This is a genomic window from Roseateles sp. L2-2, from assembly GCF_050613215.1.
Taxonomy (GTDB): Bacteria; Pseudomonadota; Gammaproteobacteria; order Burkholderiales; family Burkholderiaceae_C; genus Roseateles; species Roseateles noduli.
Map to the genome: position 1 here is coordinate 1,975,822 of NZ_CP192509.1, position 26,776 is coordinate 2,002,597.

Below are 26,776 nucleotides of genomic sequence, written 5' to 3' on the forward strand. Positions count from 1 at the left end.
GGTTCGTGCCAGCGGACGATGGGAAGACCGTCGCGCCACTGCGGCGCGCGCAGCGCCTCGACGAAGGCGGCGCGCTGTCTTGGATCGCTGCCCTGGAGGGCCCACTGCGTCAGTTCGCGCAGCGCGGCGAGTTCCTCGGCGGAGCGTGGGCGCCGGACATTCGCGGCGCCGGTCGACAGGCAGGCATCGCCGAGGCGGATGGCCTCGGTGAGCGCGTCCGTCCGGTAGTCGTTGCGTCCCGGTGAAGGTCGGAATGGGGCTGGAATCAAGGGGGAGGGGAGAGATCTTCGGGCTGCCCGCCCCGATCCCGACATCCCCACCCCCCACGTTCATGGTCCCTGCGCGGCGTTGTGCCGTCCCCTGATCCGGGTGGCCGGCCATTCCCCTTCGGAGGTAGGCCGGACTACATTGGCCGGCAGGAAACAAGAACAGGGATCCCCCCATGAATTCGGTGCAGCCATGGATGGTGGCCCTCGGAACGCTGGCCGGACTGGCCGTCGGCGGCGTCGCCGCCAGCGGCTGGTGGTGGCCCAAGCTCAAGCGCGCGCGGCGGCTGATCGACCGGATCGAGTCCTCGCGCCTGCTGCTCAACGAGCAGACCACGCAGGCGCGTCGCCAGATCGAGCGCCAGCAGATGGAGCTGGGCGAACTCCGGCTCACCGTCGAACGGCTGCGTCGCAAGCTGGCGGTGGCCGCGCCGCATGACTCGGGTTACGGCGCTACCGACTCCATGCTGCCGCTGGACTCGGTCTCGCCGATCAGCGCCCCCACGCCGCTGCCTGCGTTCCGGCCGATGGAGAAGCCCCGTGGCGCGTCGGCGCCTGCGCCAGCCCCCGCGCCCACCGTGTCGAGCGTCGACGCCGCGCTCGCGCGCAACGACCGCACCCACGGTCGTGCCGACGGCGGCTTCGCCCGGACCGAGATCCAGGACGAAGATCCGAACGACCCCCACTCGCGCGGCTTCATGCCGACGCAGCTCGACAAGCCGTTCTGAATCCGTTCTGAGTCCGATCCGGGGCCCTCGCTGCCTTCCGATGCACGCGTCGCACGCCGGACGCCGCCCCCGCACTTCCCCCCGTAGCGCCCTGTCACAGCAGAGACAATCCGCGCGCCTCGCCGCTGCCTAGAATCGAACGATCGTTCTTTTCGTCGGCGGTCTTCGGGAGATGCGCGGCCGCGGCGAGTCGACTCTTTCAGCATCGGAAGGAACCAGCATGGGTGCCAGCTACGAAGTCCGCGGTCAGGTCGCGGTGATCACGCTCAACAATCCGCCGGTCAACGGCCTGGGCCACGCCACGCGGCTGGCCGTCGCCGACGGCGTCGAGCAGGCGGAGAACGATCCCGCCATCAAGGCGATCGTGATCACCGGCGCCGGCAAGGCCTTCTCCGGCGGCGCCGACATCCGCGAGTTCGGCTCGCCCAAGGCGCTGGCCGAACCCAACCTCGGCTCGCTGATCACCCGCGTCGAATCCTGCACCAAGCCGGTCGTCGCCGCGATCCACAGCGTCGCCATGGGCGGAGGCCTGGAGCTCGCCCTGGGCTGCCACTACCGCGTCACCGCGCCCGGCGCCAAGGTCGCGCTGCCCGAGGTCAAGCTGGGCCTGCTGCCCGGCGCCGGCGGCACGCAGCGCCTGCCGCGCGCGCTGGGCGTGGAGCCCGCGCTCAACATGATCGTCAGCGGCGAGCCGGTCGCCAGCGAACTGCTCGCCCAGGTCCCCGGCCAGGTGCTGTTCCAGAAGGTCATCGACGGCGACCTCATCGACGGCGCCGTCCAGTTCGCGATGAGCATCGCCGACAAGCGCCCGCTGCCGCGCGTGCGCGACATCAAGGCGCAGCATCCGGAAGCCCAGGCCTACTTCCAGTTCGCGCGCAACACCGTCGGCGCGATGTCCAAGCACTTCCCCGCGCCGCTGCAGTGCGTGGAGACCGTGGCCAACTCGGTCTCGATGAAGTTCGAGGACGGCATGCGCGCCGAGCGCGACGCCTTCCAGCAGCTGATGCTGACGCCGGAATCGGCCGCGCTGCGCCATGCCTTCTTCGCCGAACGCGACGCCGCCAAGATCCCCGACGTGCCCTCGGACACGCCGCTGCGCAAGATCGAGCAGGTCGCCATCATCGGCGCCGGCACGATGGGCGGCGGCATCGCGATGAACTTCCTGAACGCCGGCATCCCGGTGACGATCCTCGAGATGAAGCAGGAGGCGCTGGACCGCGGCGTCGCCACCATCCGCAAGAACTACGAGGCGCAGATCAAGAAGGGCAAGCTCAAGGAAGACAAGTACGCGCAGCGCATGGCGCTGCTGGACACGACGCTCAAGTACGCCGACATCGGCCAGGCCGACCTGGTCATCGAGGCCGTGTTCGAGGACATCGACGTCAAGGAGAAGGTGTTCAAGCAGCTCGACGAGGTGATGAAGCCCGGCGCGATCCTGGCCAGCAACACCTCGACGCTGGACGTCGACAAGATCGCCGCTTTCACCAAGCGTCCTCAGGACGTCATCGGCACCCACTTCTTCAGCCCGGCCAACGTGATGAAGCTGCTGGAGGTGGTGCGCGGCGCGGCCACCGCCAAGGACGTGCTGGCCACGGTCATGGCGCTGGGCAAGAAGATCCGCAAGACCTGCGTGGTCTCGGGCGTGTGCGACGGCTTCATCGGCAACCGCATGATCGAGCAGTACAGCCGCCAGGCCGGCTTCCTGCTGGAGGAGGGCTGCACGCCGCAGCAGGTGGACAAGGCCGCGGAGCGCTTCGGCTTCGCGATGGGCCCGTTCCGCATGGGCGACCTGGCCGGCAACGACGTGGGCTGGTACATCCGCAAGCGCCGCTACCTGGAGAAGCCGGACCTGCGCTACTCCAAGACCGCCGACCTGCTGTGCGAGATGGGCCGCTTCGGCCAGAAGACCGGCGCCGGCTGGTACGACTACCTGCCCGGCAAGCGCGACGCCATCCCGTCCAAGACCGTGCTGGGCATGATCGACATGCACCGCTCGGCGCTGGGCATCACGCCGCGCAAGATCAGCGACGAGGAGATCGTGAACCGCCTGGTGTTCGCGCTGGTCAACGAGGGCGCCAAGATCCTGGAGGAAGGCATCGCGCAGCGCGCCTCCGACATCGACATGGTCTACCTGACCGGCTACGGCTTCCCGCTGCATCGCGGCGGCCCGATGTGCTACGCCGACGAGATCGGCCTCTACAACGTGGTGCAGACGATGAAGCGCTTCGCCAAGAACCCGCTGGACGACGGCAAGTTCTGGGAGCCCGCGCCGCTGCTGCAGCGCCTGGCCGACCAGGGCAAGGGCTTCAACGACTGACCCCGCGGCACCGCATCAGGAGAAAAGAATGAGCAAGGCATTGATCGTTTCCACGGCCCGCACCCCGCTCGCGAAGAGCTGGAAGGGCTCGTTCAACATGACCCACGGCGCGACGCTGGGCGGCCACGTGGTGCGCGCGGCGCTGGAGCGCGCCGGCATCGAGGGCGGCGAGGTCGAGGACGTCCTCATGGGCTGCGCCACGCCCGAGGGCGCCACCGGCAGCAACATCGCGCGCCAGATCGCGCTGCGCGCCGGCCTGCCGGTGAGCGTCGCCGGGCAGACCATCAACCGGTTCTGCTCCAGCGGGCTGCAGACCATCGCCACGGCCGCGCAGCGCATCATCGCGGGCGAGGCGGACGTGTTCGTCGCGGGCGGCGTGGAGAGCATCTCCTGCGTCCAGAACGAGGCCAACCGCCACATGATCCATGAGAGCTGGCTGTCGGCGCACAAGCCCGAGATCTACTGGTCCATGCTGCAGACGGCCGAGAACGTCGCCCAGCGCTACAAGATCCCCAAGGAGCGCATGGACCGCTACGGCGCGGCCAGCCAGCAGCGCGCCTGCGCGGCGCAGGCCGAAGGCCTGTTCAACGCCGAGATCGTGCCCATCACCGTGATGGCCGGCGTGGCCGACAAGGTGCGCGGCATGATGACGAAGGAGACCACCGTCTCCGTCGACGAAGGCCTGCGCGTGGGCACCACCTACGAGAGCATCAAGGACATCCGCACGGCCACGCCCGGCGGCGTGGTCACCGCCGGCAACGCCAGCCAGTTCAGCGACGGCGCCGGCGCCTGCGCCATCGTCAGCGAGTTCTACGCCGAGAAGAAGGGCCTCAAGCCGCTGGGTCGTTTCCTCGGCTTCGCGGTCGCCGGCTGCGAGCCCGACGAGATGGGCATCGGCCCCGTCTTCGCCGTGCCCAAGGTGCTCAAGCGCCTGGGCCTGAAGGTCTCGGACATCGACCTGTGGGAACTCAACGAGGCCTTCGCGGTGCAGGTGCTGTTCTGCGCGGACAAGCTCGGCATCCCGATGGAGAAGTTGAACGTCAACGGCGGCGCGATCGCGCTCGGCCATCCGTACGGCGTGTCGGGCCAGCGCCTGACCGGCCACGCGCTGATCGAAGGCAAGCGTCGCGGTGCAAAACGCGTGTGCGTGACCATGTGCATCGGCGGCGGCATGGGCGCCGCCGGGGTCTTCGAAGTCCTCTGATCGTTCAACGTCACCGCTGAGGTCCGCATGCGCCAGACGCTGGAATTCTTCCTCTACGACTGGCTGAAGGTGCAGGACCTCGGCCGGCGCGAGCGCTTCTCGGAGCACTCGCGGGAGACCTTCGACGCGGTGCTCGACACCTGCGAGAAGATCGCGCGCGAGAAGTTCGCGCCGTTCAACCGCCTGGCCGACACCGAGGAGCCCCGCTTCGACGGCGAGCGCGTGCACCTGCCCAAGGCGACGCACGAGGCGCTCGCCGCCTACGTCGGCTCCGGCATGCTGGCCGCGGCGCAGGACTACGAACACGGCGGCATGCAACTGCCCTGCGTGGTCGAGATGGCCGCCAACTGCTTTTTCAGCAAGGCCAGCGTGTCCCTGGGCGGCTACGCGATGCTGACCAACGGCAACGCCAACCTGCTGATGGCGCACGGCACGGACACGCAGCGCGAGGTCTTCGCGATGAACGAGCTGTCCGGCCGCTGGTTCGGCACCATGTGCCTGTCGGAACCGCAGGCGGGGTCGTCGCTGTCCGATGTCGCCACCCGCGCCGATCCCGATCAGGACGGCGACGGCGCCGACTTCGAGGCCGATCCGCTCGGCCCGCGCTACCGGCTCACCGGGAACAAGATGTGGATCTCGGGCGGCGAGCACGAGATCACCGAGAACATCGTCCACCTCGTGCTGGCGAAGATCCCCGGCCCCGACGGCAAGCCGCTGCCGGGCACCAAGGGGATCTCGCTGTTCATCGTGCCCAAGCACCTGGTCGATACGGCAGGGCAGCTCACCGGCGAGCGCAACGACGTGGCGCTCGCGGGCCTGAACCACAAGCTCGGTTACCGCGGCACGACCAACTGCCTGCTCAACTTCGGCGAAGGGCGTCAGACGCCTCGCGGGAAGAAGGGCGCGATCGGCTACCTCGTCGGCAAGCCCGGCGACGGCCTGCGCCAGATGTTCCACATGATGAACGAGGCCCGCATCGGCGTCGGTCTCGGCGCGGTGATGCTCGGCTACGCGGGCTATGAGGCGAGCCTCGAGTACGCCCGCCAGCGTCCGCAAGGGAGGCCGGTCGCGGCGCGAGCCAGCGACGGGCCGTCCCGAGCAGGCGAGACCCCCTCGGGGGGCGGAGACCGCGTAGCGGGCGACCGGGGGCTCACGACCTTCAAGGACGCGGCGCGTCCGCAGGCGCTGATCATCGAGCACGCCGACGTCAAGCGCATGCTGTTGGCGCAGAAGAGCTACGTCGAGGGCGGACTCGCCTTGGAGCTGTTCTGCGCTCGTCTGGTCGACGAGCAGCACACCGGGTCGGAAGACGAAGTGGCCGCGGCCAAGCGGCTGCTGGAGGTGCTCATCCCCATCGCCAAGAGCTGGCCCAGCGAGTGGTGCCTGGAGGCGAACTCGCTCGCCATCCAGGTGCTGGGCGGCTACGGCTACACGCGCGATTTCCCGGTGGAGCAGTACTGGCGCGACAACCGCCTGAACATGATCCACGAGGGCACGCACGGCATCCAGGCGCTGGACCTGCTGGGCCGCAAGGTCGTGATGGATGGCGGACAGGCGCTGATGGCGCTGGCCGCGCGCATCAGCGACACGGCGCAGCGCGCCGGCCAGGTGCCGGGTCTTGCCGAAGCGGCGAACGAGCTCGGCGCGGCGCTGGCGGCCGTCGGCGGCGCGACGAAGAAGGCCTGGTCGACCGGCGAGCCGGAGGCGGCGCTCGCCAACGCGACGCCCTACCTGCAGGCCTTCGGGCACACGGTGCTGGCGTGGGTGTGGCTGGACGTGGCGCTCGCGCTCGACGGCCGGGATGACGACTTCGCCCGCGGCAAGCGCGCCGCGCAGCGCTATTTCTTCGCCTACGAGCTGCCGAAGATCCACGCCTGGCTGGGCGTGGTCGCGCGGCGCGAGGCGCTCACGCGCGAGATGCAGGACGCCTGGTTCTGACTTCCGCCGCTGCCGTCGACGACGGCCTCGGCAACACGACCGACATCGAGAACATCAAGGAGACGACGATGAGCAGCAAGGTACAAGACCTCTTCGACCTCACCGGCCAGGTGGCGCTGGTGACCGGCGGATCGCGCGGCCTCGGGCTGCAGATCGCGGAGGCGCTCGGCGAAGCCGGCGCGACGCTGATGCTGAGTTCGCGCAAGGCGGCCGACCTCGAGGAAGCCGTGGCGCACCTGAAGGCGCGCGGCATCGCGGCGCAGTTCGTCGCCGCCGACGCGTCCGACGAGGTCCAGGCGCGCGGCATCGTCGAGCAGACGCTGGCGAAGCTCGGCAAGATCGACATCCTGGTCAACAACGCCGGCGCGACCTGGGGCGCCCCCGCCGAGGACCATCCGGTCGAGGCCTGGGACAAGGTGATGGACCTCAACATCCGCAGCCTGTTCGTGATGAGCCAGGAGGTCGCCAGGCGCAGCATGATCCCGCGCAAGTCGGGCCGCATCATCAACGTCGCCTCGATCGCCGGCCTGGGCGGCAACAGCGGCATGATGAAGACCATCGCCTACAACACCAGCAAGGGCGCGGCGGTGAACTTCACCCGCGCGCTGGCCGGCGAATGGGGCGTGCACGGCATCACCGTCAACGCGCTGGCGCCGGGCTTCTTCCCGAGCAAGATGACCAAGGGCCTGATGGCGGCGATCGGCGAGGACAAGCTCGCCGAACACGCCCCGCTCAAGCGCATCGGCGATGATGAGGACCTCAAGGGCGCCGCCCTGCTGTTCGCGAGCCGCGCCGGGAAGCACATCACCGGACAGATCCTCGCGGTCGACGGCGGCGTCTCCGCAGTCCACGGCAGCTGATCGCCACCTAGCATTCCCATTCCGATGTCCGAGCCGCTGAAGTTCCCCGTCCACATCCCTTTCGTCCAGCAACTGGGCTTCGAGTTGACGCGCATCGACGACGGCGAGGCCGAGCTGCGGGTCGACATCCGCGAGCTGCATCTGAACTCGTGGGAGGTGGCGCACGGCGGCGTGCTGATGACGCTGCTGGACGTGGCGATGGCGCATGCGGCGCGCAGCGTGCACCGCGACCAGCCGGGCTTCGGCCCCGGCGTGGTCACGGTGGAGATGAAGACCAGCTTCATGCGCCCCGGCGAGGGGGCGCTGCGCGCGGTCGGCCGGCTGCTGCACCGCTCGACGACGATGGCCTTCTGCGACGGCTCGGTCTACGGCGAGGACGGCAAGCTCTGCGCGCACGCGACCGGGACCTTCAAGTATCTGAAGGCGCTGCCCGGGAAGGGCCGCAGCCTCAAGGCGCTGCAGCGGACTGAGGACTGAAGTCGGTCCGGCCGCCAGCGTTCATCCGGCCCGTGCCGCGCCTCGTTCCAGTGTCTCGATGGCCTGGGAGACCTTCTCGGCCTGATCGACCGTCAGGATCAGCGGCAAGCCCGGCTGGCGGGCGGCGAGCAGGCCGCGGCTGCCGTAGACGGCCAGCTTCTCGCTGGCGGTCAACAGGGGCGGCGATTGCACCAGCGCCTTCGCCAGCAGGTCGGCATTGACGGCGCTCAGCGCGGTGCGGCTGTCCTGCCCCTCCCCGTTCGCGCACAGGTTCAGCCAGGCGCGCATCGGACGCAGCGCCTGCGCCGCCTCCAGCAGGGGACTGGACGGCGGCGATCCTTCCTTGCCCGGCAGGCGCGGCGGCTCGACCGGGTGCGCGACACGTCCGGCCCTCGGCCCATGACCGCCCCGACGGATGAAGGCGGTCCGGCCGAGCGACTTCGGCGCGAGGCAAGCCGGCGTGATCTCCACGCCAGGGAGTTCCCGGGACCATCGCGCGGCCACGTCCAGCGGACAGTCGTCCGGCAGCCGCAGGTGTCGGACCTGTTCCGCCACGCGCTGCATCAGATAGGGCGTCACCTTGTCCAGCGCCATGGTCGAGGCGGTGGACAGATCCAGGGTGTCCGATGGGCGCGCGAGCGCCTTTTCCAACAGCCGGGCGACGTGATTCAGGCTCTTGGCATGCGAGGTGTACAGCAGTTCGCCGCGGAGCCAGTCCTGGACGGCCGGATGCGTCGGCGCCTTCGGCAGCGGCGGCGTCGAGAACAGGAACGACGGGAGGTGCGAGCGGCGGATGAGGGACATGGCGTCGACCAAAGCTGGAGGAAGGATGCTCAGTGACACCCTCCCGTCGACGGTTGCTGGCTCGGATAGGTCAGTTTTCAGTCGTCATCCTTGAAAAAGCACGCTCGTTCTTTTCTGTCACCCGAGGGACGTGAGGGGGGCGGGGGTCATGGTTCAATCGTCGGCATTCCGTCACGGATCGGGGCGTCCGCGCCCGTCGATCCCGTTCCACGCGCCATGCACCGACGTGGCCGACATTGACCGAGGAGCCTTCGATGAGCCAAAAGAACCGCCAGATCCATCTCGCCTCCCGCCCGACCGGCGAGCCCGGCACTGACAACTTCAAGCTGGTCGAGCAGGCGATTCCTGAACTCGCCGACGGCCAGGTGCTGGTCCGCAACCACTACCTGAGCCTGGATCCCTACATGCGCGGCCGCATGAACGACAGCAAGAGCTACGCCGCGCCGCAGCCGCTGGACGCCGTGATGATCGGCGGCACCGCGGGCGAGGTGGTCGCGTCGAAGAACGCGCACTTCGCCGTCGGCGACAAGGTCGTGGGCATGGGCGGCTGGCAGGAGTACCAGCTCGTCGACGCCAACCAGCGCGGCGTGCTGCAGAAGGTCGACACGACGCACGTGCCGCTGTCGGCCTACCTCGGCGCGGTCGGCATGCCCGGCGTGACGGGCTGGTACGGCCTGGTGAAGATCATCGATCCGAAGCCGGGCCAGACGGTGGTCGTCAGCGCCGCCAGCGGCGCGGTGGGCGGCGCCGTCGGCCAGCTGGCCAAGGTGCGCGGCGCCCGCGCGGTGGGCATCGCCGGCGGCGCGGACAAGTGCCGCTACGTCGTCGAGGAACTCGGCTTCGACGCCTGCATCGACTACAAGCAGCACGCCGACCTGAAGTCGCTGTCCGCCGCGCTCAAGGCCGAGTGCCCGGACGGCATCGACGGCCACTTCGAGAACGTCGGCGGCATGATCCTCGACGCGGTGATGCTGCGCGCCAACGCGTTCAGCCGCGTGGCCATGTGCGGGATGATCGCCGGCTACAACGGCGAACCGATCCCGCTGACCTACCCGCAGCTGATCCTCACCAACCGCATGAAGGTCGAGGGCTTCATCGTCTCCGAGCACATGGAGGTCTGGCCCGAGGCGCTGAAGGAACTGGGCACGCTGGTCGCTACGGCCAAGCTGAAGTTCCGCGAAAGCGTCGCGCAGGGCATCGAGAACGCGCCCGAGGCCTTCCTGGGGCTGCTCAAGGGCCGCAACTTCGGCAAGCAGCTGGTGAAGCTGGTCTGATGGCCGGCCCCCGCTGGATCTGCCAGCCCTTCGACGAGCTCGGCGTGCGCGGCCTGTACCGCGCGCTGCGACTGCGCGCCGAGGTCTTCGTCATCGAGCAGCGCTGCATCTACCTCGATCCCGACGGGCTCGACGAGCACGCGTGGCATCTGCAGGGGGTGGGGCAGGGCGTCGCCGGCGGCGACGAGCTCTTCGCCTATGCGCGGCTGCTGCCCCCGTCGATCGGCGACGGCAGCGCGCGCATCGGCCGCGTGATCACCGCGCCCGGCGCGCGCGGCGGCGGCCTGGGCCGCGCGCTGATGAGCCAGGCGCTGCGCGAGTGCCAGAAGCTCTGGCCCGGCCAGCCGATCGAGCTCGGCGCGCAGGCCCACCTGCGCGAGTTCTACGGCAGCTTCGGTTTCACACCGATCTCGGACGTCTACGACGAGGACGGCATCCCCCACATCGACATGCGCAAGGAGGCGACGCCATGAGCGAACCCCAACGCGACGCCGCACGTGACGCCTCGAATCCGGCCGGCACGCCCTCGGCCGACGACCTCGTCCTGCACCACTACAGCAGCTCGCCCTTCGCGGAGAAGACGCGGCTGATGCTGGGCCTGAAGGGATTGCCGTGGCACTCGGTGACGGTGCCCATGGTGCTGCCCAAGCCCGACGTCGTGGCGCTGACCGGCGGCTACCGCCGCACGCCGTTCCTGCAGCTGGGTGCCGACATCTACTGCGACACCGCGCTGATCGCCGAGGTGCTGGAAGAGCGCCGCCCGACGCCCAGCCTGTTCCCCGCGGCCGTCGCCGGCCATGCGCGCACGCTGGCGCAATGGGCCGACACCGACCTGTTCTGGACCGCGCTGCCCTACGCGATGCAGCCGGCGGGCGCGACCGCGCTGTTCGCCGGCGCGCCGCCGGACATGCTCAAGATCTTCGTCGCCGACCGCAAGGCGATGAGCGAAGGCATGCCGCAGATGCGCGGCGTCGACGCCGGCGCGGCGCTGACGCAGTACCTCGACTGGCTGTCGGGCATGCTGGCCGACGGCCGGCCCTGGCTGCTCGGCGACCAGACCAGCATCGCCGACCTCAGCGTGTACCACCCGCTGTGGTTCGTGACCCGGACCGGACCGCTGGCCGAGATCTTCCAGCCGCATGAGGCGCTGCGGGCCTGGATGGGCCGCGTGGCCGCGATCGGGCACGGCGGACGCGCCGGCAAGCTCGACGGCGCCGCGGCGATCGCGCTGGCGAAGGCGTCGACGCCGCGTCCCGCGGTGGTCGAGGAGGGCCTGGGCTTCGCCGCCGGCGACGCCGTGACGGTCACGCCGTACGACTACGCCCGCGACGCGGTAGCCGGCACGCTGGTGGGCCTGAGCTGCCGCTCGGTGACGCTGGCGCGCGAGGACGACCGCGCGGGCCGTGTGCACGTGCATTTCCCGCGCATCCGCTACTCGCTGCGGGCGGCGTAGTCCGTCCGGCCCATGAGCCCTCGGGCCCATAAGCCCACGAGCCCACAAGACATCGAAGATCAAGGAGACAAGCGCATGAAGGACTATCAAGGCAAGGCGGCGGTGATCACCGGCGCGGGCTCGGGCTTCGGGCTCGAGGTGGCGCGCATCGCCGCCGCGCGCGGCATGAACCTGGTGCTGTGCGACGTGCAGCAGGACGCGCTCGACAAGGCCGCGTCGGAGTTCGCCGCGCATCCGGTGCTGGCGCGCCGCGTGGACGTGTCCAAGGCCGACCAGATGGAAGCGCTGGCGGCGGCGGTGAAGGAGCGCTTCGGCGCGCCGCACTTCGTGTTCAACAACGCCGGCGTCGGCTCGGGCGGGCTGATCTGGGAGAACTCGCTCGCCGACTGGGACTGGGTCCTGGGTGTCAACCTGATGGGCGTGGTGCACGGCGTCCGCCTGTTCACGCCGATGATGCTGGAGGCCGCCGCCCAGGATCCCGCGTGGCAGGGCCACATCGTCAACACCGCCTCGATGGCCGGCATGCTGAATCCGCCCAACATGGGCGTCTACAACGTGTCCAAGCACGCGGTGGTCTCGCTCAGCGAGACGCTGTACCAGGACCTGGCGCTGGTGACGGACCAGGTCCGCGCGTCGGTGCTGTGCCCGTTCTTCGTGCCCACCGGCATCACGCAGAGCCACCGCAACCGTCCGGGCGAGCTGGTCGCCGACAAGCCGACCAAGAGCCAGCTCATCTCGCAGGCGATGACCGACAAGGCGGTCAGCTCCGGCAAGCTGACGGCGGCGGACGTCGCCCGCATGGTGTTCGAGGCGCTGGACGAGGAGCGCTTCTACATCTTCAGCCACCCGCAGGCGCTCAAGGCGGTGCAGACGCGGCTGGAGGACGTGATGCAGCTGCGCAACCCGACCGATCCGTTCGCGGACAAGCCGGAGATCGGCCAGAAGCTGAAGGCGTCGCTGCGGGGCTAACCTGCCGGCCCGAGCTGTTCGGCGGAGATCGACCTGCGCACAGGGGGCCGGCGGCTACATTCAGACGTGCTGGTGGCAAAGGGCCGGCGTGATGCAAGTTCACACCCAGCTAGACAGCGGCAGAGTGATCAAACTTGGGCCCATCTCCGTTCAACGACAAAAGTGAGCCACTCGCACCGGTTTGGGCCCGGATGCTTTGCTACGGCCTTGATGGGCGGCGTTTCGATATCAGAGCGCCCCCCTTGGCCCATATCTATCAGCTTGCCGCCAGACATCGACAATGAGCGGTCCGTCAAACACCCATGGCCTTTCGAGATCTCCCTCAACCCGGCAATCCACATCGATTGACCGTCTATCAGCATTTGCTGCCGCGTCGCTCGATAGCTAGGTTTGCAGCGGACAGTGGTCGGGTCCACGTACGCTTCTCCGCCGAGGCCCGCGAAGGTTGGCTCAAACCAACTGACCCACTCTTCTGCACGATCCGCTCGTGGGACCAGAAAGCGGAGATGGCGCTGGGGAAGAACATAGAGGACCAGTTTCAGCCAATCGCCGAAGCATTGGCGCGCGACAACGGCGCCGTCGTGAAACCTGATCAGCACAAGGCGATCACGGATATGTTCTTGCTGTGGCAGCTTCGCCGCGCTGCGGCTGCCGAGCCAGTGGCCGATGTGATGGCTCACGGGTTGACGCCTGACCCCACGCTAGACCGCGACGAACAGGAGCGACTGGAGGCGATGGGGATCTCGTTCGTGCGCCCAGACGGTTTCTTTCCGGGGCGGGTGATCGCGGGAATTCAACTGCTGAGACAGCTTGACACAGCATGGTGTATGGGTTGGCACGCTGTACGCTGGGGCGTGTTGCGAGCGGTCGACTGCGAGTTCGTGGTCGCCGATGCGCTTGTCGACCCGGCCCTGCTGCCTGTGGCTCCGGCCGTCTATTTGGCCGCGCAAATGCCGGATCGAAGCCTAGATTTGAATGGGGTTTCGAAGATCAACCACCTAGCGCTACGGGCGAGCAGTCGCTACTGCTTCGCGCGTGATTTCGACAAGTGCCCGTTGCCGAATGCACTTGTGCGAGCGATAACTGATGGTCGTTAGGATTCGGACGGCGGAATGGAGCGATGGCCCGACGGCTCAGGTGAGCCGTCGCTGCGTTAAGGCGGGGCCGAGATTCCAAACGCAGAACTCTCCGAAGCGAGAGAACGTCATGGAGAAGCAAGCGGCTGCCCGTGAGTTGCTTGAGTTGGTCATCGAAGACGCGAACAGCTGATGAAGTCGACAGCGCTTCGAGCTTCTCGCCGGTCGATTCTTCTTTCACGGGCTGGCTCAGTTCGGCTTGTTCAGTCCGTGGGCCATCACAGCTTTGAGCAGTCCGTCAGCGAGCGTGCGGACAGCGCCAATGTTGTATAAGCCTGCCTTCATCTCGTAGGCGTAGCGAGCGTTGACGAAGTAGTCAGCACACATGGTCAACAACGGAGCCAACTCCTCACCAGTGGCTGTCTTGAACTTCTGAGCAATGTCGGTCTGCGCAGCTTGCTGGAGTTTGCTGAACACGGCTGCTAAACCATGGCCATGCACAGCCGAACCCAAGGTGGCAGCGCCGATGACGCTCGCCACCACTTGACCATCAACGATCATGTTCGCAGCATCGCCAAGCGTTGTGACGCCCTCGGCAGACTTTATGGCCAGTTCGGCAGCAAGCGAGTAATTGACCACCATAGGCAAGCTGAGTCGGACCACATCGCCTTGCCACATCAGCTCAGCCGCGTTGTAGAACTGCTCCGCGTGCATCCAGATATGGGCGTTCGGTCTGACCTTCTTTGTCATCGACACCTCCTCATTCGTCGTCGAGAAGCCACTCTACAGGGCGCGGATGGCTCCCTCAACCTGCCTCCCGGCGCTCAGCGTTTCGAAGCCGGTTAAGGGTCGAGTGGGCAAGAGTCCTGAGTTGAACTTGCTTCGACCTCGGCTCGGCCGACCTGCCCGGCGGAGGTCGTCCTGCTCACGGGCCGGTGTCGGCGACACCTGACACTTCTGACAGGGGGGACCACCCTGGATGCGGGAGAGTCCTTCCCCTCCAAAGGGGGAGGCGGGCCCACAATGGCTCCGTGGTCCCGTTCGCACTCCCCCGATTCCTCCGCGTCCTGCCGCGCCTGCTGCCGATCCTGGCGGCCGTCGTCGCAGCGTGGCTGGCATTGGCGGGGCAGGGGCACGCGGACCCGCGCGACTGGCTGACGGCCGAGGAGCGCGCCTGGGTGGCGCAGCATCCGGTGCTGCGGGTGGGCGGCTCGGCCAGCTACGGTCCGTTCACCTACGTCGACGAGGAAGGCCGCATGACCGGCCTCTCGCTCGACTACGCGCGGCGCCTGTCGGAGCTCACCGGGCTGCGTTTCGAATTCCAGCCGCCGCGGACCTTCGCCGACAACCTCGACGCCTTGGCCGCCGGCACGCTGGACGTGCAGATGTCCCTGCGCGAGACCGCGGAGCGCACCCAGCGCTTCGGCTTCACCCGCCCCTACGTCACGGTGCCCGCGGTGCTGCTGCGACGCGCCGGCGCGGGCGACGATCCGCTGCGGCCCGGCGAACCGGTCGCGGTGGCGCGCGGCTACGCGGTGGCGGAGTTCCTGCGCGACCGCTACGCGACCAACCCGCTGCAGGTCGAGGTCGACGACCGCACCGTGCTGCGCCGGCTGGCCGGCGGGGAGGTCGGCGCGGCGGTGGTGGACCTGGCCGGTGCGACCTACCTGATGCGGCGCGACGGCATCGGCAACCTGCGGGTGGTGGACGACATCGGCTTCGCGTACGGCCTGGGCATCGGCTACCGGCGCGACTGGCCGATGCTGGGCCGCATCCTGGACAAGGCGCTGACGCGCATCGGCGAGAGCGAGCGCCAGGCCATCGCCGACCGCTGGATCACGCAGGACACGGCGACCATGCGCTGGCAGCGCCGGGCGCTGTGGGGCGTGGGCATCGCGCTGGGGCTGGTGATCGTCGGTCTCGGGGTGGCGCTGCTCTGGAACCGCGCGCTGCAGCGCCAGGTGCGCCTGCGCGGCGAGCTGCTGCAACGCGAACTCGGCGAGCGCATGCGGCTGCAGGACGTGGACCGGGCCCGCGAGCTGGCCGAGGTCACGAGCAAGACCAAGAGCGAATTCCTGTCCCAGGCCAGCCATGAGCTGCGCACGCCGCTGAACGCGGTGCTGGGCTTCAGCCAGCTGCTGGCCCACGATCCCAAGCGGCCGCTGGACGATGTCCAGCAGTCGCGGATCAAACACATCGATGAGGCGGCCAAGCATCTGCTGGTGCTGATCGAGGACATGATGACGCTGTCGCGCGTCGAGGCGAACACCCTCAGCGTGCAGTCGCTGCCGCTGCAGGCGGGGCCGTTGCTGCGCCGCGTGGTGGAGCTCGCGCAGCCGGCGGCGGTCGCGGCCGGCGTGGACCTGCAGGTCGGGATGACGCCGGAGGAGGACAGCACCCTCCCGCTCGTCCAGGCCGATCCGATCCGGCTGGAGCAGGTGCTGCACAACCTCATCTCCAACGCCATCAAGTACAACCGCCGCGGCGGCTGGGTGAAGGTGCGGGCCTGCGCGGAACCGCGCGGCTTCCGCATCGAGGTCGCCGACAACGGCATCGGGCTGAGCGCCGAACAGCGCTCGCAGCTGTTCCAGCCCTTCAACCGGCTGGGCCGCGTCGATCAGCCCGGGCACGGCATCGGGCTGGTGATCTGCAAGCAGCTGATGGAGCGCATGGGCGGGCGCATCCTCGTCGACAGCGAAAGCGGTCAAGGATCGCGGTTCACGCTGGAGTTGCCGGCGGTGCCGGCCGCGGCCTAGCGAGCCAGCACATCTGGGGTCCTCTACGTTGCGACGAGCGATGTGAGCCGCGTCTGTTCGTTGCAATGCAAGGGAATCATGAGATCTGTATTCGCAAAGCTGAGCGTGTCGCTGGCCGTGTGGGCTCTTCTCCTCTGTCCGACCCTTCTGCTCGCGCAGACCGCTTCGAGCCACGCAGATGCCTCCGGCCTCGAATCGCTCAGAGAAGAGTTGAACAGCGTCGCTTTCGAGGTACGCGAAGTTTCGTCTGATCAGCTGAAGAGCATTGAGGAGCGCTTCGACATCTTCTCGGACAGAGGATTGGTTCTGCCATCAGACTGGCGAATGCTCTTGCATCTGGAGCTGAGAACATGGCGTTTCTCGCGCGTTGAGATGTATCGGCAATCAAAGCGGATACCGGCTCAATTGCTGGAGGGAATCACCCTTCCAAAGAACTCTGTCGCTGCCAATGGAGATGGCTTTCCGTTCTGGACCCTGGACTTCAAGAAGAACGAACTGAGGCAAGCCACCGTAGCTCCGGCAGAGGACCCCACGTTGGTCGTTGTCTTCCATCCGTTGTGTGGTGTGTGCAAGCGGCTTACCGCTGACATCGCGACGGACCCGGTGTTAGCCAGCTTCATGCACGAATGCTCCTTCTGGGCCGGCACAGTCGAGGGAAACTTCAGCAATGAGGTGTTCGAGCGATGGGCAACAACGCACGACACACTCGCTTTGCGGTTCGTCAGGGACTGGGCCGATTTGGGCTCGTTCGCGACGTTCGAGACCCCGACCTTTCGTGTGCTGCGACGTGGCAAGGTGACCGACGAACTGGTCGGGTGGCCCAGGGAAGGCAGTAGCAAGCGTCTTTCCGCCTTTCTTGAGAAGAACGGGATGTCTTTCGCTACGCACTGTCGCTCCGGCGAGGTTGCGAGAACACCCACAGGCATGCTCGATTGAGCTGGCAGAGCAACATCGGAAACGGCTCATCTGCATTCGGAGAAGCAGTGCCTGCGAGAGAGCGGATATGCGATCAGCTCCACGTTCGGCACAGGCAATGAAACATTGCAGCTAACGCGCCAACCACCCGCCATCCACCGCCAGCGTGTGCCCGTGCACATATCGCGCGGCGTCCGACGCCAGGAACACGATCGCCCCCGACAGGTCCTGCGGATCGCCCCATCGTCCCGCCGGGATGCGCGCCAGGATGGCCTCGTTGCGCTGGGCGTCCTCGCGCAGCGCCGCGGTGTTGCTGGTCGCCATGTAGCCCGGCGCGATCGCGTTGACGTTGATGCCCAGCGGCGCCCATTCGTTGGCCAGCGCGCGCGTCAGCCCGAGCACGCCGCTCTTGCTGGCCGTGTACGACGGGACCCGCACGCCGCCCTGGAAGGACAGCATGGACGCGACGTTGACGATCCTGCCGCCCGAGCCCTGCGTCACGAAGCGCTGCGCCGCCGCCTGCGACAGCCGGAACACGGCGCCGAGGTTGACCGCCATGACCTCGTCCCAGTCGGCTTCGGTGAAGTCGATGGCGGCCTGGCGCCGGATGATGCCGGCGTTGTTGACGAGCACGTCGATGCGCCCGTTCACCGCGGCCGCGGCGGCGTCGATGAGATCGACCGCATCGCCGCGGTCCGACAGGCCGGTGCCGAGGTCCGCGTTCAGGTCCACGTAACGCCGGCCGAGGGCGCCCACCGCCGCCGGCAGGTCGCCGGGATCGGAGCGGTTGATGCCGACGATGTCGGCCCCGGCCTGGGCCAGGCCCAGGGCCATGGCGCGGCCCAGGCCGGTGTTGCAGCCGGTGACGACGGCCGTGCGGCCGGCGAGATCGAAGAGAGGGTGCTGGCTCATGATCAGAACTTCGCGTCCAGGCGGAGCGCCGTGTAGCGGAAGGCATCCCGCGCCGGCGTCCAGGTGGTGTGGGGCTGGGAAGGGCCGCTGTTGGTCGGATTCACGCGCCAGGTGCCCAGGCCGGTGAAGCCGGTGTTGGCGTAGTGGCGGTCGAACAGGTTGTTGACGAACAGCCCGATCTGGTAGCGGCCGCCCTTGGCCTTGAGGCCGAAGCCGACGTTGACCACGGTCACCGCCGGCGAGATCAGCGACGGATCCTGGTTGATGTTGGTCTGCACCTCGCCGCGGTGGCGCAGGTTGCCGCTGAAGAACAGGTTGAAGGGGGCGTCGGTCAGCGCGAGGTCGTAGCGTCCCGACAGCCCCAGCTTCCATCGCGGCGCATTGGGCATGACGCCGCCGGCCAGGTCCTGCGTGTTCTGCCCGCCGTAGACGGGGTTGTTGCGGATGCACTCGGGGTTGAAGCCGCCGTTGGCCGTGCCGCCCACGTTGTAGCAGGGCGCGTTGGGCCAGTCGGAGACCGTCGCGCGGGTGTAGGCCACGTCGGCGTTGACGATGAAGTCGGGCGTGACCAGCGCCGCCACGTCCATCTCCAGCCCGCGCGTCTGCACGCCGCCTATGCTGCTCAGGCGCGTCACGTAGGTCGAGGTGCCCGGCAGGTAGCCGCCCGAGTTCTGCTGGTAGTCCTTGAACCGCGTGTCGAAGGCCGCGAGGTTGACCGTCAGCCGGTTGGCGAAGAAGTTGCCCTTCATCCCCAGCTCCCAGTGCCGCGCCGATTCCGAGGGCACCGGCTGCTGCGCGGCCGTCTGCGCGGTCAGGCCGCTGGTGATGTCGTAGGCCTTGCCCTTGTAGCCGGTCGAGGTCATCACGTAGGCCATCACGCCCGGCGTGAACTGGTGCTGCAGGCTGAGCTTGCCGGTGGTCGAGTCCTCCTTGTTGTGACGGCTCGAATAGGAGGCCGTTGGCGTGAAGTCGGCCGGCGGCGGATTGCCCAGGGTCAGGCCGTAACCCGACACCTGGTGGTTCTGGCGCAGGCCCGCCACCAGCGTGGTGCCAGGGCGGAACTCCCAGGACGCCTGGCCGTAGATCGCAGTGTTGCGGTTGGAGGTGTCGCCGAAGTACGCGATCGGGGTGGACAGCGCGATGCCGTCGAAGCCGCGCACGAAGGTGCGATCGATCTCCGTGCTGGCCCACCAGAGTCCGGCCACGTAGCGCAGGTTGCCGGTGTCCGACGAGGTCAGGCGCAGCTCCTGCGTCCGGGAGTCGATCTTGTAGGTCCCGTACTGCACGTAGCCCGCGTCGCGGCCGACGGTGGACTTGCCCGGCGCGATCGGGAAGTACAGCAGCGTGTGGACGTCGGTGAAGTCCTGGTCGCGGTAGTCGTTGGCCGTGTAGCGCTGCGTGGAGGTGATCGAGGTCAGCGCCATGCCGTTGGGCGCGGCGTAGTTGATGCGCAGGGAGGCGCCCTTGGTCTCGGATTCGATGCCCGTCGCCGAGTCCATGCGCACGTCGCGATTGGCCGGTCCGGGCGTGATGCCGGCCAGCAGCCGCGAGGCGGGCAACGCCGCAACGCCGCTGAGGTAGCCGCTCTGCAGGTTTCCGAAGCTGGTCAGCGCGTAGGTGCAGCAGTCGTTGCGGGTCTTGTTGTAGGTCGGCGTGAGCTCGACGTCGATCTCGTCCGTCGGATGCCACGCCAGTTTCATCATCAGGGTGCGGTCCCGGCTGCCGTTGACCTTCTTGCCGGTGGCCAGGTTGTTGAGGTTGCCGTCGAACTCGCTGCCGGCCGCGGCGATGCGCAGGCCGAGCCGCGGCGCGATCTCGCCGCCCATTGAGACGCGCAGCCGCTTCTCCCCGTCGTCGGTGATGAAGGCGCTGGCGTCGCCGCGCAGCGCGCCGCCGATGGGCTTGGTCGTGATCAGCATCGCGCCGGCGATGGCGCTCTTGCCGAACAGCGTGCTCTGCGGGCCCTTCAGCACCTCGACCCGCTGCACGTCGGCGAGATCGCGGAAAGCCATGAACTGCGCGCTCATGGGGACGTCGTCGATGATGACCGACACGTCCGACTCGACCCCGATGCCGATCGACGAGGTGCCGATGCCGCGCATGTTCAGGCCGTTGTTGGCGGGCGTGGAGCCGTAGGTGACCGTCAGCGCGGGCGTCAGCTCGATGACGTCCTCCAGCGAGCGCACGTTGCTGCGCTCCAGCCGCTCGCTGGTGAAGACCGAGATCGCCAGCGGCACGCTCTCCAGCCGCTCCACGCGCTTGCTCGCGGTGACCTCGACACGCTCCAGCTGCGGCCGCTCCGCCGGTGGATCGTCCTTGGGCCTGGCGTCTTCCTTGGACTTGGCGGCCTGAGTCGGATCAGCCTTGGTGTCGGCCTTTGCATCGGCCTTGGTGTCGGCCTTGGTGTCGGCCTGCGCAACTGCCTGGGCCTTGGCGGCTGCCTCCGTCGTCTGTTGCGCCTGCTGCGCCTGTGCCGACTGCGCGGCCAGGGCCAGCAGTGCGACGGCGATCGGCGTCCTTCCGGGTACGAACCTCTTCATTGCCTGTCTCCATTTTTTTTGGGTGCCTGTTCGGCTTTTGGCTACCGGTAGCTCAGCGTCCACCGGACTTGAAGCGAGGCGACCTTCTGCGAGGTCGTTCCTGAAAACTGCAGATGCGTGCGCGCGGGCCCGCTGGTCAGTCCTTCGAGGCCGCGGGCGGGCGGCTCCTGGACATCGAGGACGTCGTAGCCCTGCGCTTCGAAGCGGGCGATGCCGCCGTCGTCGAAATCGACGCCGAAGCCGCCGCCGACGTTGCCGGTCCGCGCGCCCGATGAGAAGCAGGCGAAGGCCAGACTCAGCGACGCGATCTCCGCCGACGGATCGGGATGCAGCACGTCGAGGCGGCTGATGCGCCCGGGACCGAAGCGGTATTCGGTCGTCAGCGTCACGCGCGTGTCGAGCACGGGCCCGCGCTCGCCGACCCGGTTCAGGCCGGGCTGGCGGTAGCTGATGACCTGCTCGTCGCCCTCGTGCCAGGTCTTGATCTCCTGGATGAAGGATGTGGGCAGCAGCACGCTGCCGTCGGCCAGCACGAGGCGCGGCAGCAGCTGCGGATGATCGGCGCCGCTCTCGGGCAGTCCTTCGATGAGGCGGGGCGAGAACGGGATCGGGTAGTACGGCGCGTTGTCGTGCTGGCCTTCGCCGCCGTTGATCAGCGGCAGCGTGAAGACCCGCCCGCGGTCGCGCCGCGTGACCAGCGCGCGCTCGTAGAGCCCGCGCGCGAACCAGTTGAGCTGGAAGGCCGGCTGGCGTCGCGTCAGCCAGTCGCCGAGATCGTCCGGCGGCACGTCGTCGGCCTGGCCGGCCTCGGCCCACAGCTCGGTGGTGGAGAGCAGCTGGTGGATCAGGGAGAAGTTCTCCCCCAGCATGCGATGCGTGCCGCGGTAGCCGTCGGTGCGGCGGCCGTCCCGCCACAGGTTGACGGAGTTCATGCCGCGGTCGACCCAGAAGTCGACGTACTTGGCGGCCGCCCGCACGCAGAAGGCGTAGGCGTAGCGCCGCTCCTCGTCGTCGAGCACGCCCAGGCGCGCCGCGGTGGCCAGGATCTCGACGATGCCCGTGTCGCCGTACGGGCCGATGCTGCGCCCGAATCCGAAGCCGTCGCCGTCCGCGCTCGCGCATTGCAGCGCGAGCTGCGCCGACTGGGCCAGCAGCGTCGTGAGCCGCGGCGTGACCGGCAGCTCGGTCTCGATGAAGCGCTCGCAGAACTCGGCGGCGAGCAGGATGCTGTAGCGATCGAAGCGGCCTTCGCCCTCGGTCTCGTCGGAGAAGCCGAACTCGCCCGAATACCGCTCGTAGTGGTCCAGCGTCTTCGTCAGCAGCGCGTCGCCGGCGCTGGCGTCCTCCCATCCCATCAGCATGCGCAGCCGCGCGATGCCGAAGGCGACGCCGTAGTAGTTGGTCGGCAGGGCCATGAGCCGCAACGAGTCGGCCTCGACGAAATGACGCCAGTCCAGCGTGCCCTTCAGGCGCGCGAGGCATTCGGGCTCGACCGCGGCTTCCAGCAGACCCGCCTTGCGCAGCCGGTTCAGCCCCATCAACGCGTAGTAGATGCCCCAGCTCTCGATGGGCAGCGTGACGATGAGCGTCATCAGCCGGCGCGTGCCGCTCAGGTAGCCGGCGAAGGGCGCGGCGTCGCGCGGCGTCAGCGTCAGCAGGTGCGCCAGGCCGATGGCGATCTTGCCGGGCAGGAAGACGTCGCCCTGGCCGAACACCGGCGCGCCGTTGAAGCGCGCATCGAGGCCGTGGGCGTCGAGCAGCGCGAAGTAGTCGGCCAGCTGGGGCAGGACCTCGGCCCGGATCAGCGCGTTCAGCGACTGCCCCTGGTGGGACGTGGCGAGCGAGGTGTGGCGATCAGTGCGCATCATGGCTCCGCTCCGCGTGGTCCTGTACGAGAATCCGCATCCATCTCCTGCCGCTCATAGACCTCCCATGCCTCCGACCAAATCCCCAGCCACCCTGCGCGACGTCGCCGAGCTGGCCGGGGTATCGACGGCGGCGGTCTCCAAATTCGTGAACGGGAAGCAGCGCTTCACCGCGGCGGTCGAACGGCGCATCGCCGAGGCCATCGACCAGGTGGGCTACCGCTCCAACCTGGCGGCGCGCAGCATGGTCACGGGGCGCTCGGGCGCCATCGCCGCGCTGGTCTACGGCGTGGAGAACCCCTACACCGCCGCCGTCATCAAGGGCGCGAGCCGCGCGGCCACTGCGCTGGGCTACGACTTGCTCTTCGTCGACCTGCTGCAGAGCGAGTCGCCCGAGCGCGAACTGGCGCGGGTGACCGGCATGCAGGTGGACGGCATCGTGCTGGCCGCCGCGCTGCCCGCCGAGGCGCGCCAGCTGCTGGCCAGCTACGGCCGGCCCTTCGTCGACCTGAACCGCGCGAGCGAGCCCTCGCAGGCGCCCAGCGGCGAGGAGCAGGCCGCGGCCATGCTGGGCCGCTACCTGCTGAGCCTGGGCCACCGCGACATCGCCTACATCGCCTGCGAGGCGCAGCCCGGCAACGCCGACCGCCTGCAGGGCATGCAGCGCTCGCTGCAGGCGGCGGGCGTCGCGCTGACGGTGCATCCCGTGACCAGCCCGACGGCCGAGGAGGGCGCGCGCGTGGCCTCCAGCCTGCTGCTGGGCCAGAAGCGGCCGCAGGCGATCGCCACCTGCAACGACCTCATCGCCATGGGGCTGATGTCGGAGGCCCGCCACCTGGGCCTGTCGGTGCCGGAGGACGTGTCGGTCGCCGGCATCGAGAACATGCCCTTCGGCCGCTTCCTGAGTCCGCCGCTGACCAGCGTGGACCTGCATGCGGACGCGCTCGGCGAGTGGGCCATGCGCGACCTCATCGCCACCATCGATGGCGAGGACGCGCCCGTGCGTGGACATGACCTGACCCCCCGCCTGATCGTCCGGGGCTCGACGCGGGCCGCCGGCTGACGCGCCCGATGGCCGCTGCCGCGGGCTCATGAGGCCCGCCGCGCGGTGGATTCGCGCACGACCAGCCGCGGCGCGAGCACCTCGTCGAAGGGACGTTCCAGGTCGTTGTGGATGAGCTGCAGCAGGCGCTGCATCGCCAGCTCGCCCATGCGCTCGCTGTTCATCGCGACCGAGGTCAGCGTCGGGCTGGTGTAGCGGCCGTAGGCGATGTCGTCGAAGCTGGCGATGGACAGGTCGCGCGGGATGCTGACGCCCAGGGTCCGGGCCTCGTTCATCAGGCCCAGTGCGATCAGGTCGTTGTAGGTGACGACGGCGTCGGGGCGCACGCCGCCGTGCAGCAGCCGGGACGCGGCCGCTTCGCCCGCCTCGGGGGAGGGCGCGTCGACGTCCAGCATGTCCAGCGTGCGACCCGCCTCGGCCAGCGCCTCGCCCAGTCCGCGGATGCGCTCCGCGTTCCAGCGCGAGCCCGGGAAGCCCACGTAGGTCACGCGCCGGTGCTGCAGCGACATCAGGTGACGGCCGATCATCAGCCCCGCCTGGTAGCCGTCGGCGCCGACGCTGTGCACCCCCTCGTGGCCGTAGCGACCGAAGAAGACGACCGGCTTGCCCAGCGCGTTCAGCCACTCGATGGATTCGTCCGCCAGACGCGAGCTGACCACGAGGCCGTCCACCCGCCGCGACAGCGTCTCGACGAGATGGCGCTCCGGCGCCTGGCTCTCGGACGTGTCGACGAAGGCCAGGCTGTAGTCGCCGGCCTGCGCCGCGCGGCTCGCGCCCTTGACGATGCCGGTGAAATGCGGGTTGCCGAGGTCCAGCACCACCAGCCCGACCGCGCCGCTGCGCCCGGTCGCGATCGAACGGGCCATGTGGTTGGTGCGGTAGCCCAGCTGCTCGATGGCGGCCTGGATGCTGGCCTCGACGGCGGGCGAGAAACGTCCGCTGCCGCTGCAGTACTTCGACACGGTGGCCGTGGAGACGTTCGCCGCAGCGGCGACGTCGCGAAGGGTGGGGAGTCGTTTGTTAATCATTTCGGTCAAGCGTTTAACTTCAATGATAGTGAGCGTGGCGGGAAATGGAAGTCCCTCAGTTGGCCTTTGTTGCCAGGGTTTTCGCTACATGCGTCGACGTTTACAGCGGGGCTTGTCCTGATCACAATGAATGGATGGTTAACCGCTATACCTCTTTCAGGAAGTTGTCGGCGCTGCTGCCGCTGCTTGTCTTGCCGCTGGCGGGTCCGGCGCACGCGGCGCCCGCCGACGAGCCCTTGCGGGTGTGGACGCGTTCCTCCAAGGACGGCCGCAAGACCTACGACGCGATCGCCGCCGCCTTCACGAAGCAGACCGGCATCCGCGTCGAGTACTTCAACGCGATGACCGATTTCGAGCCGCGCCTGGCGCGCGCCGCGGTGGGCGGTCGCATGCCCGACGTCATCGTCAACGAGATCGGCGCCGCGGGTCAGCTGGTCAACATGGGCGTGGCCGTCGAGATCGACCGCACCCGCATCGCGGGCGGCGACCGCCTGCTGGACAGCGCGTGGCGCGCCGCGACGCTGCCCGACGGGAAGACCTACGGCGTGCCGGTGTCGGTGCAGACCCATGTGCTCTTCATCCGGCGCGACTGGCGCGAGAAGCTGGGCCTGCCGGTGCCGCGCACCTGGGAGGAGCTGGCCGCGCTGTCGCGCGCCTTCACCGAGCGCGACCCCGACGGCAACGGCCGCCGCGACACCTACGGCCTGGCCGTCGCCGGCACCGCCGCGCGCGGTTATGCGGCCGCCTCGCTGAGCTCCTTCCTTTTCCAGGCGGGAGGCGAGTTCCAGCGCCGCGGCGCGGACGGTCGCGCCCGCGGCGCGCTGGACGAGCCGGCCGCGATCGCGACGCTGACCTTCTTCCGCCGCCTCGTCTGCGAGGACCGCAGCGTCCAGCCCAACGCCATCAACGCCGCGACGCAGGACACCAACAAGGCCTTCAGCTCGGGCCAGGCGGGCATCTACCTGTCGGGGCCGTATCACATCGCGCTGTTCGACAAGGAGCCGGGCCGCGCCCGCTACGAGGTGGTGCCCCTGCCGGCCGGGCCCACCGGGCAGCGCGCGAGCATGGCCGGCGGCGAGCTGGCCTACCTCACGACGCGCGGCCGGCATCCCGATGAAGCCCGGCGCTTCGTCGAGTTCCTGATCTCGCCGCAAGGGCAGACGATGGGGATGCAGGCGGCCGACGGCGGGCTGCCGGTCGTGCGCCTGCCGGTGGACCGCGGCCTGGACGCCGGCGCCATCCACGGCGATGCGCGCTGGGCCATGGTGGCCGACGAGTACCGCCACCACGGCCATCCGATGCCGCAGGCGCGCAACTGGTCCCGCCTGCAGCAGCTCGCCGCCGACGGTTTCAACGGCATCCTCGCGCATTGCAGCCAGGACATCCCCGGCGAGCTGCGGGCGCTCAACCAGCGCTTCAACGCCGAACTCGACCGCCAGGAGGCGCAATGAGCATCGGTCGTTCAACGTCACGTTCACGTTCGGGCTGGGCGCCGTGGCTCTTCCTCGCGCCGGCGCTGCTCGTCTTCACGTGGTTCAAGTTCATCCCCATGGTCAAGGGCCTGGTGATGAGCGTCCGCAAGGTCAACTTCGGCGGCGCGGACACCTACGTCGGCTGGCACAACTTCGAGCGCGTCCTCGGCGACGCCGCGCTGCGCGACGCGGCCGGGCGCACGCTGCTCTACGTCGTCGTCACCGTGCTGCTGTCGGCCTCCATCGCGCTGCTGCTGGCGCAGGCGCTGCAGGGGACGGCGCGGCACATGCGCTTCATCCGCACGGCGATGTTCCTGCCGGCGGTCACGAGCGCGGCCGTCGCCGCCGAGATCTGGCGCATCCTCTATGCGCCGACGCCCGACGGCGTCGTCAACACGGTGATCGGGCTGATCGGGATCGGACCGCAGGGTTTCTGGGCCGATCCGTCCCAGGCGCTGGCCGCGCTGATCGGCATGCATGTCTGGAAGCACGTGCCCTACGACACCGTCATCTTCGTGGCCGGTCTGGCCGGCATCAACAGCGAGCTCTACGACGCCGCCGCGGTCGACGGCGCCAACGCCTGGCAGCGCTTCACCAGCGTGACGCTGCCGGGCCTGGCGCCCGCCGTCACGGTGATCTGCACGCTGGGCTTCATCCGCGGCTTCCGCGTCTTCACCGAGGTGTACGCGACCACCGGTGGCGGCCCCGCGGGCAGCACCGAAGTCGTCATGACGCAGATCTACAAGCAGGGCTTCCAGGAGCTGGACTACGGCTTCGCCGCCGCGGCCTCCACGCTGCTGTTCCTCGTCACCGCGGCGCTCACCGCCGTCTACCTCGCCTGGCGCCGCCGTCGATGAGC

At 68.7% G+C, this 26,776-nt stretch carries 22 protein-coding genes; 16 read left to right on the forward strand and 6 right to left on the reverse strand.

What is annotated here, in order from left to right; all coding sequences use genetic code 11:
* Positions 1-442: 442 nt before the first annotated feature.
* From ACQZ13_RS09000 to ACQZ13_RS09025, 6 genes are all read left to right on the forward strand, one after another.
* Positions 443-994, forward strand: coding sequence for a hypothetical protein (locus ACQZ13_RS09000; RefSeq protein WP_431051169.1), 552 nt, complete (start codon positions 443-445; stop codon positions 992-994).
* A 220-nt stretch (positions 995-1,214) separates the two neighbouring features.
* Positions 1,215-3,311, forward strand: a complete 2,097-nt coding sequence (locus ACQZ13_RS09005; protein WP_431051171.1) for a 3-hydroxyacyl-CoA dehydrogenase NAD-binding domain-containing protein — start codon at positions 1,215-1,217, stop codon at positions 3,309-3,311.
* 28 nt (positions 3,312-3,339) lie between these two features.
* On the forward strand, positions 3,340-4,515 hold the full coding sequence (locus ACQZ13_RS09010) for an acetyl-CoA C-acyltransferase (protein WP_088403468.1): 1,176 nt from the start codon (positions 3,340-3,342) through the stop codon (positions 4,513-4,515).
* Positions 4,516-4,542: 27 nt separating this feature from the next.
* Positions 4,543-6,453, forward strand: coding sequence for an acyl-CoA dehydrogenase (locus ACQZ13_RS09015; protein WP_431051173.1), 1,911 nt, complete (start codon positions 4,543-4,545; stop codon positions 6,451-6,453).
* A 68-nt stretch (positions 6,454-6,521) separates the two neighbouring features.
* Positions 6,522-7,313, forward strand: coding sequence for an SDR family oxidoreductase (locus ACQZ13_RS09020; protein WP_431051175.1), 792 nt, complete (start codon positions 6,522-6,524; stop codon positions 7,311-7,313).
* 24 nt (positions 7,314-7,337) lie between these two features.
* Positions 7,338-7,790 carry a PaaI family thioesterase gene (locus ACQZ13_RS09025; protein WP_431051177.1) on the forward strand — a complete coding sequence of 151 codons (453 nt, stop codon included), beginning with the start codon at positions 7,338-7,340 and terminating at the stop codon, positions 7,788-7,790.
* Between the two features lie 21 nt (positions 7,791-7,811).
* Here ACQZ13_RS09025 and ACQZ13_RS09030 read toward each other — a convergent pair whose 3' ends face one another.
* Entirely contained in the window at positions 7,812-8,594 is a 783-nt protein-coding gene (locus tag ACQZ13_RS09030; protein WP_431051179.1) for a hypothetical protein, read from the reverse strand.
* A 254-nt stretch (positions 8,595-8,848) separates the two neighbouring features.
* Between ACQZ13_RS09030 and ACQZ13_RS09035 the strand changes: the two genes are divergently transcribed.
* From ACQZ13_RS09035 to ACQZ13_RS09055, 5 genes are all read left to right on the forward strand, one after another.
* Positions 8,849-9,868 (forward strand): NADP-dependent oxidoreductase, encoded by a 1,020-nt coding sequence (locus ACQZ13_RS09035; protein ID WP_431051181.1) that lies wholly within the window; start codon positions 8,849-8,851, stop codon positions 9,866-9,868.
* Positions 9,868-10,341 (forward strand): GNAT family N-acetyltransferase, encoded by a 474-nt coding sequence (locus ACQZ13_RS09040; RefSeq protein WP_431051183.1) that lies wholly within the window; start codon positions 9,868-9,870, stop codon positions 10,339-10,341. Before ACQZ13_RS09035 ends, ACQZ13_RS09040 begins: the two co-directional genes overlap by 1 nt.
* Positions 10,338-11,321, forward strand: a complete 984-nt coding sequence (locus ACQZ13_RS09045; RefSeq protein ID WP_431051185.1) for a glutathione S-transferase family protein — start codon at positions 10,338-10,340, stop codon at positions 11,319-11,321. The genes ACQZ13_RS09040 and ACQZ13_RS09045 overlap by 4 nt, the downstream gene beginning before the upstream one ends.
* Before the next feature lie 75 nt (positions 11,322-11,396).
* Entirely contained in the window at positions 11,397-12,290 is an 894-nt protein-coding gene (locus ACQZ13_RS09050) for an SDR family oxidoreductase (RefSeq protein ID WP_431051188.1), read from the forward strand.
* Between the two features lie 302 nt (positions 12,291-12,592).
* The gene (locus tag ACQZ13_RS09055; RefSeq protein ID WP_431051190.1) at positions 12,593-13,387 is read left to right on the forward strand and encodes a hypothetical protein; all 795 of its coding nucleotides are present in this window, start codon (positions 12,593-12,595) and stop codon (positions 13,385-13,387) included.
* Between the two features lie 228 nt (positions 13,388-13,615).
* On the opposite strand, the gene ACQZ13_RS09060 is transcribed toward ACQZ13_RS09055, so the two are convergent.
* Entirely contained in the window at positions 13,616-14,116 is a 501-nt protein-coding gene (locus ACQZ13_RS09060) for a hypothetical protein (RefSeq protein WP_431051192.1), read from the reverse strand.
* 281 nt (positions 14,117-14,397) lie between these two features.
* Between ACQZ13_RS09060 and ACQZ13_RS09065 the strand changes: the two genes are divergently transcribed.
* Positions 14,398-16,122 carry an ATP-binding protein gene (locus ACQZ13_RS09065; RefSeq protein WP_431051194.1) on the forward strand — a complete coding sequence of 575 codons (1,725 nt, stop codon included), beginning with the start codon at positions 14,398-14,400 and terminating at the stop codon, positions 16,120-16,122.
* Positions 16,123-16,200: 78 nt separating this feature from the next.
* Positions 16,201-17,058 (forward strand): hypothetical protein, encoded by an 858-nt coding sequence (locus tag ACQZ13_RS09070; protein ID WP_431051196.1) that lies wholly within the window; start codon positions 16,201-16,203, stop codon positions 17,056-17,058.
* Between the two features lie 111 nt (positions 17,059-17,169).
* On the opposite strand, the gene kduD is transcribed toward ACQZ13_RS09070, so the two are convergent.
* The 3 genes from kduD to ACQZ13_RS09085 are packed head-to-tail and all read right to left on the reverse strand — an operon-like array spanning position 17,170 to position 22,357.
* A complete protein-coding gene (kduD, locus tag ACQZ13_RS09075) occupies positions 17,170-17,949 on the reverse strand; it encodes a 2-dehydro-3-deoxy-D-gluconate 5-dehydrogenase KduD (protein WP_431051198.1) in 780 nt (259 codons plus the stop codon).
* A gap of 2 nt (positions 17,950-17,951) precedes the next feature.
* A complete protein-coding gene (locus ACQZ13_RS09080; RefSeq protein ID WP_431051200.1) occupies positions 17,952-20,489 on the reverse strand; it encodes a TonB-dependent receptor in 2,538 nt (845 codons plus the stop codon).
* 41 nt (positions 20,490-20,530) lie between these two features.
* Complete coding sequence (locus tag ACQZ13_RS09085) at positions 20,531-22,357, reverse strand: hypothetical protein (RefSeq protein WP_431051202.1); 1,827 nt, start codon at positions 22,355-22,357, stop codon at positions 20,531-20,533.
* 64 nt (positions 22,358-22,421) lie between these two features.
* On the opposite strand from ACQZ13_RS09085, the gene ACQZ13_RS09090 reads away from it, so the two are divergent.
* The gene (locus ACQZ13_RS09090) at positions 22,422-23,417 is read left to right on the forward strand and encodes a LacI family DNA-binding transcriptional regulator (RefSeq protein WP_431051204.1); all 996 of its coding nucleotides are present in this window, start codon (positions 22,422-22,424) and stop codon (positions 23,415-23,417) included.
* A 26-nt stretch (positions 23,418-23,443) separates the two neighbouring features.
* Here ACQZ13_RS09090 and ACQZ13_RS09095 read toward each other — a convergent pair whose 3' ends face one another.
* On the reverse strand, positions 23,444-24,445 hold the full coding sequence (locus ACQZ13_RS09095) for a LacI family DNA-binding transcriptional regulator (protein WP_431051206.1): 1,002 nt from the start codon (positions 24,443-24,445) through the stop codon (positions 23,444-23,446).
* A 134-nt stretch (positions 24,446-24,579) separates the two neighbouring features.
* On the opposite strand from ACQZ13_RS09095, the gene ACQZ13_RS09100 reads away from it, so the two are divergent.
* Both ACQZ13_RS09100 and ACQZ13_RS09105 read left to right on the forward strand, forming a co-directional pair.
* On the forward strand, positions 24,580-25,896 hold the full coding sequence (locus ACQZ13_RS09100) for an ABC transporter substrate-binding protein (RefSeq protein ID WP_431051208.1): 1,317 nt from the start codon (positions 24,580-24,582) through the stop codon (positions 25,894-25,896).
* The gene (locus ACQZ13_RS09105; protein WP_431051210.1) at positions 25,893-26,774 is read left to right on the forward strand and encodes a carbohydrate ABC transporter permease; all 882 of its coding nucleotides are present in this window, start codon (positions 25,893-25,895) and stop codon (positions 26,772-26,774) included. The genes ACQZ13_RS09100 and ACQZ13_RS09105 overlap by 4 nt, the downstream gene beginning before the upstream one ends.
* Positions 26,775-26,776: the final 2 nt, after the last annotated feature.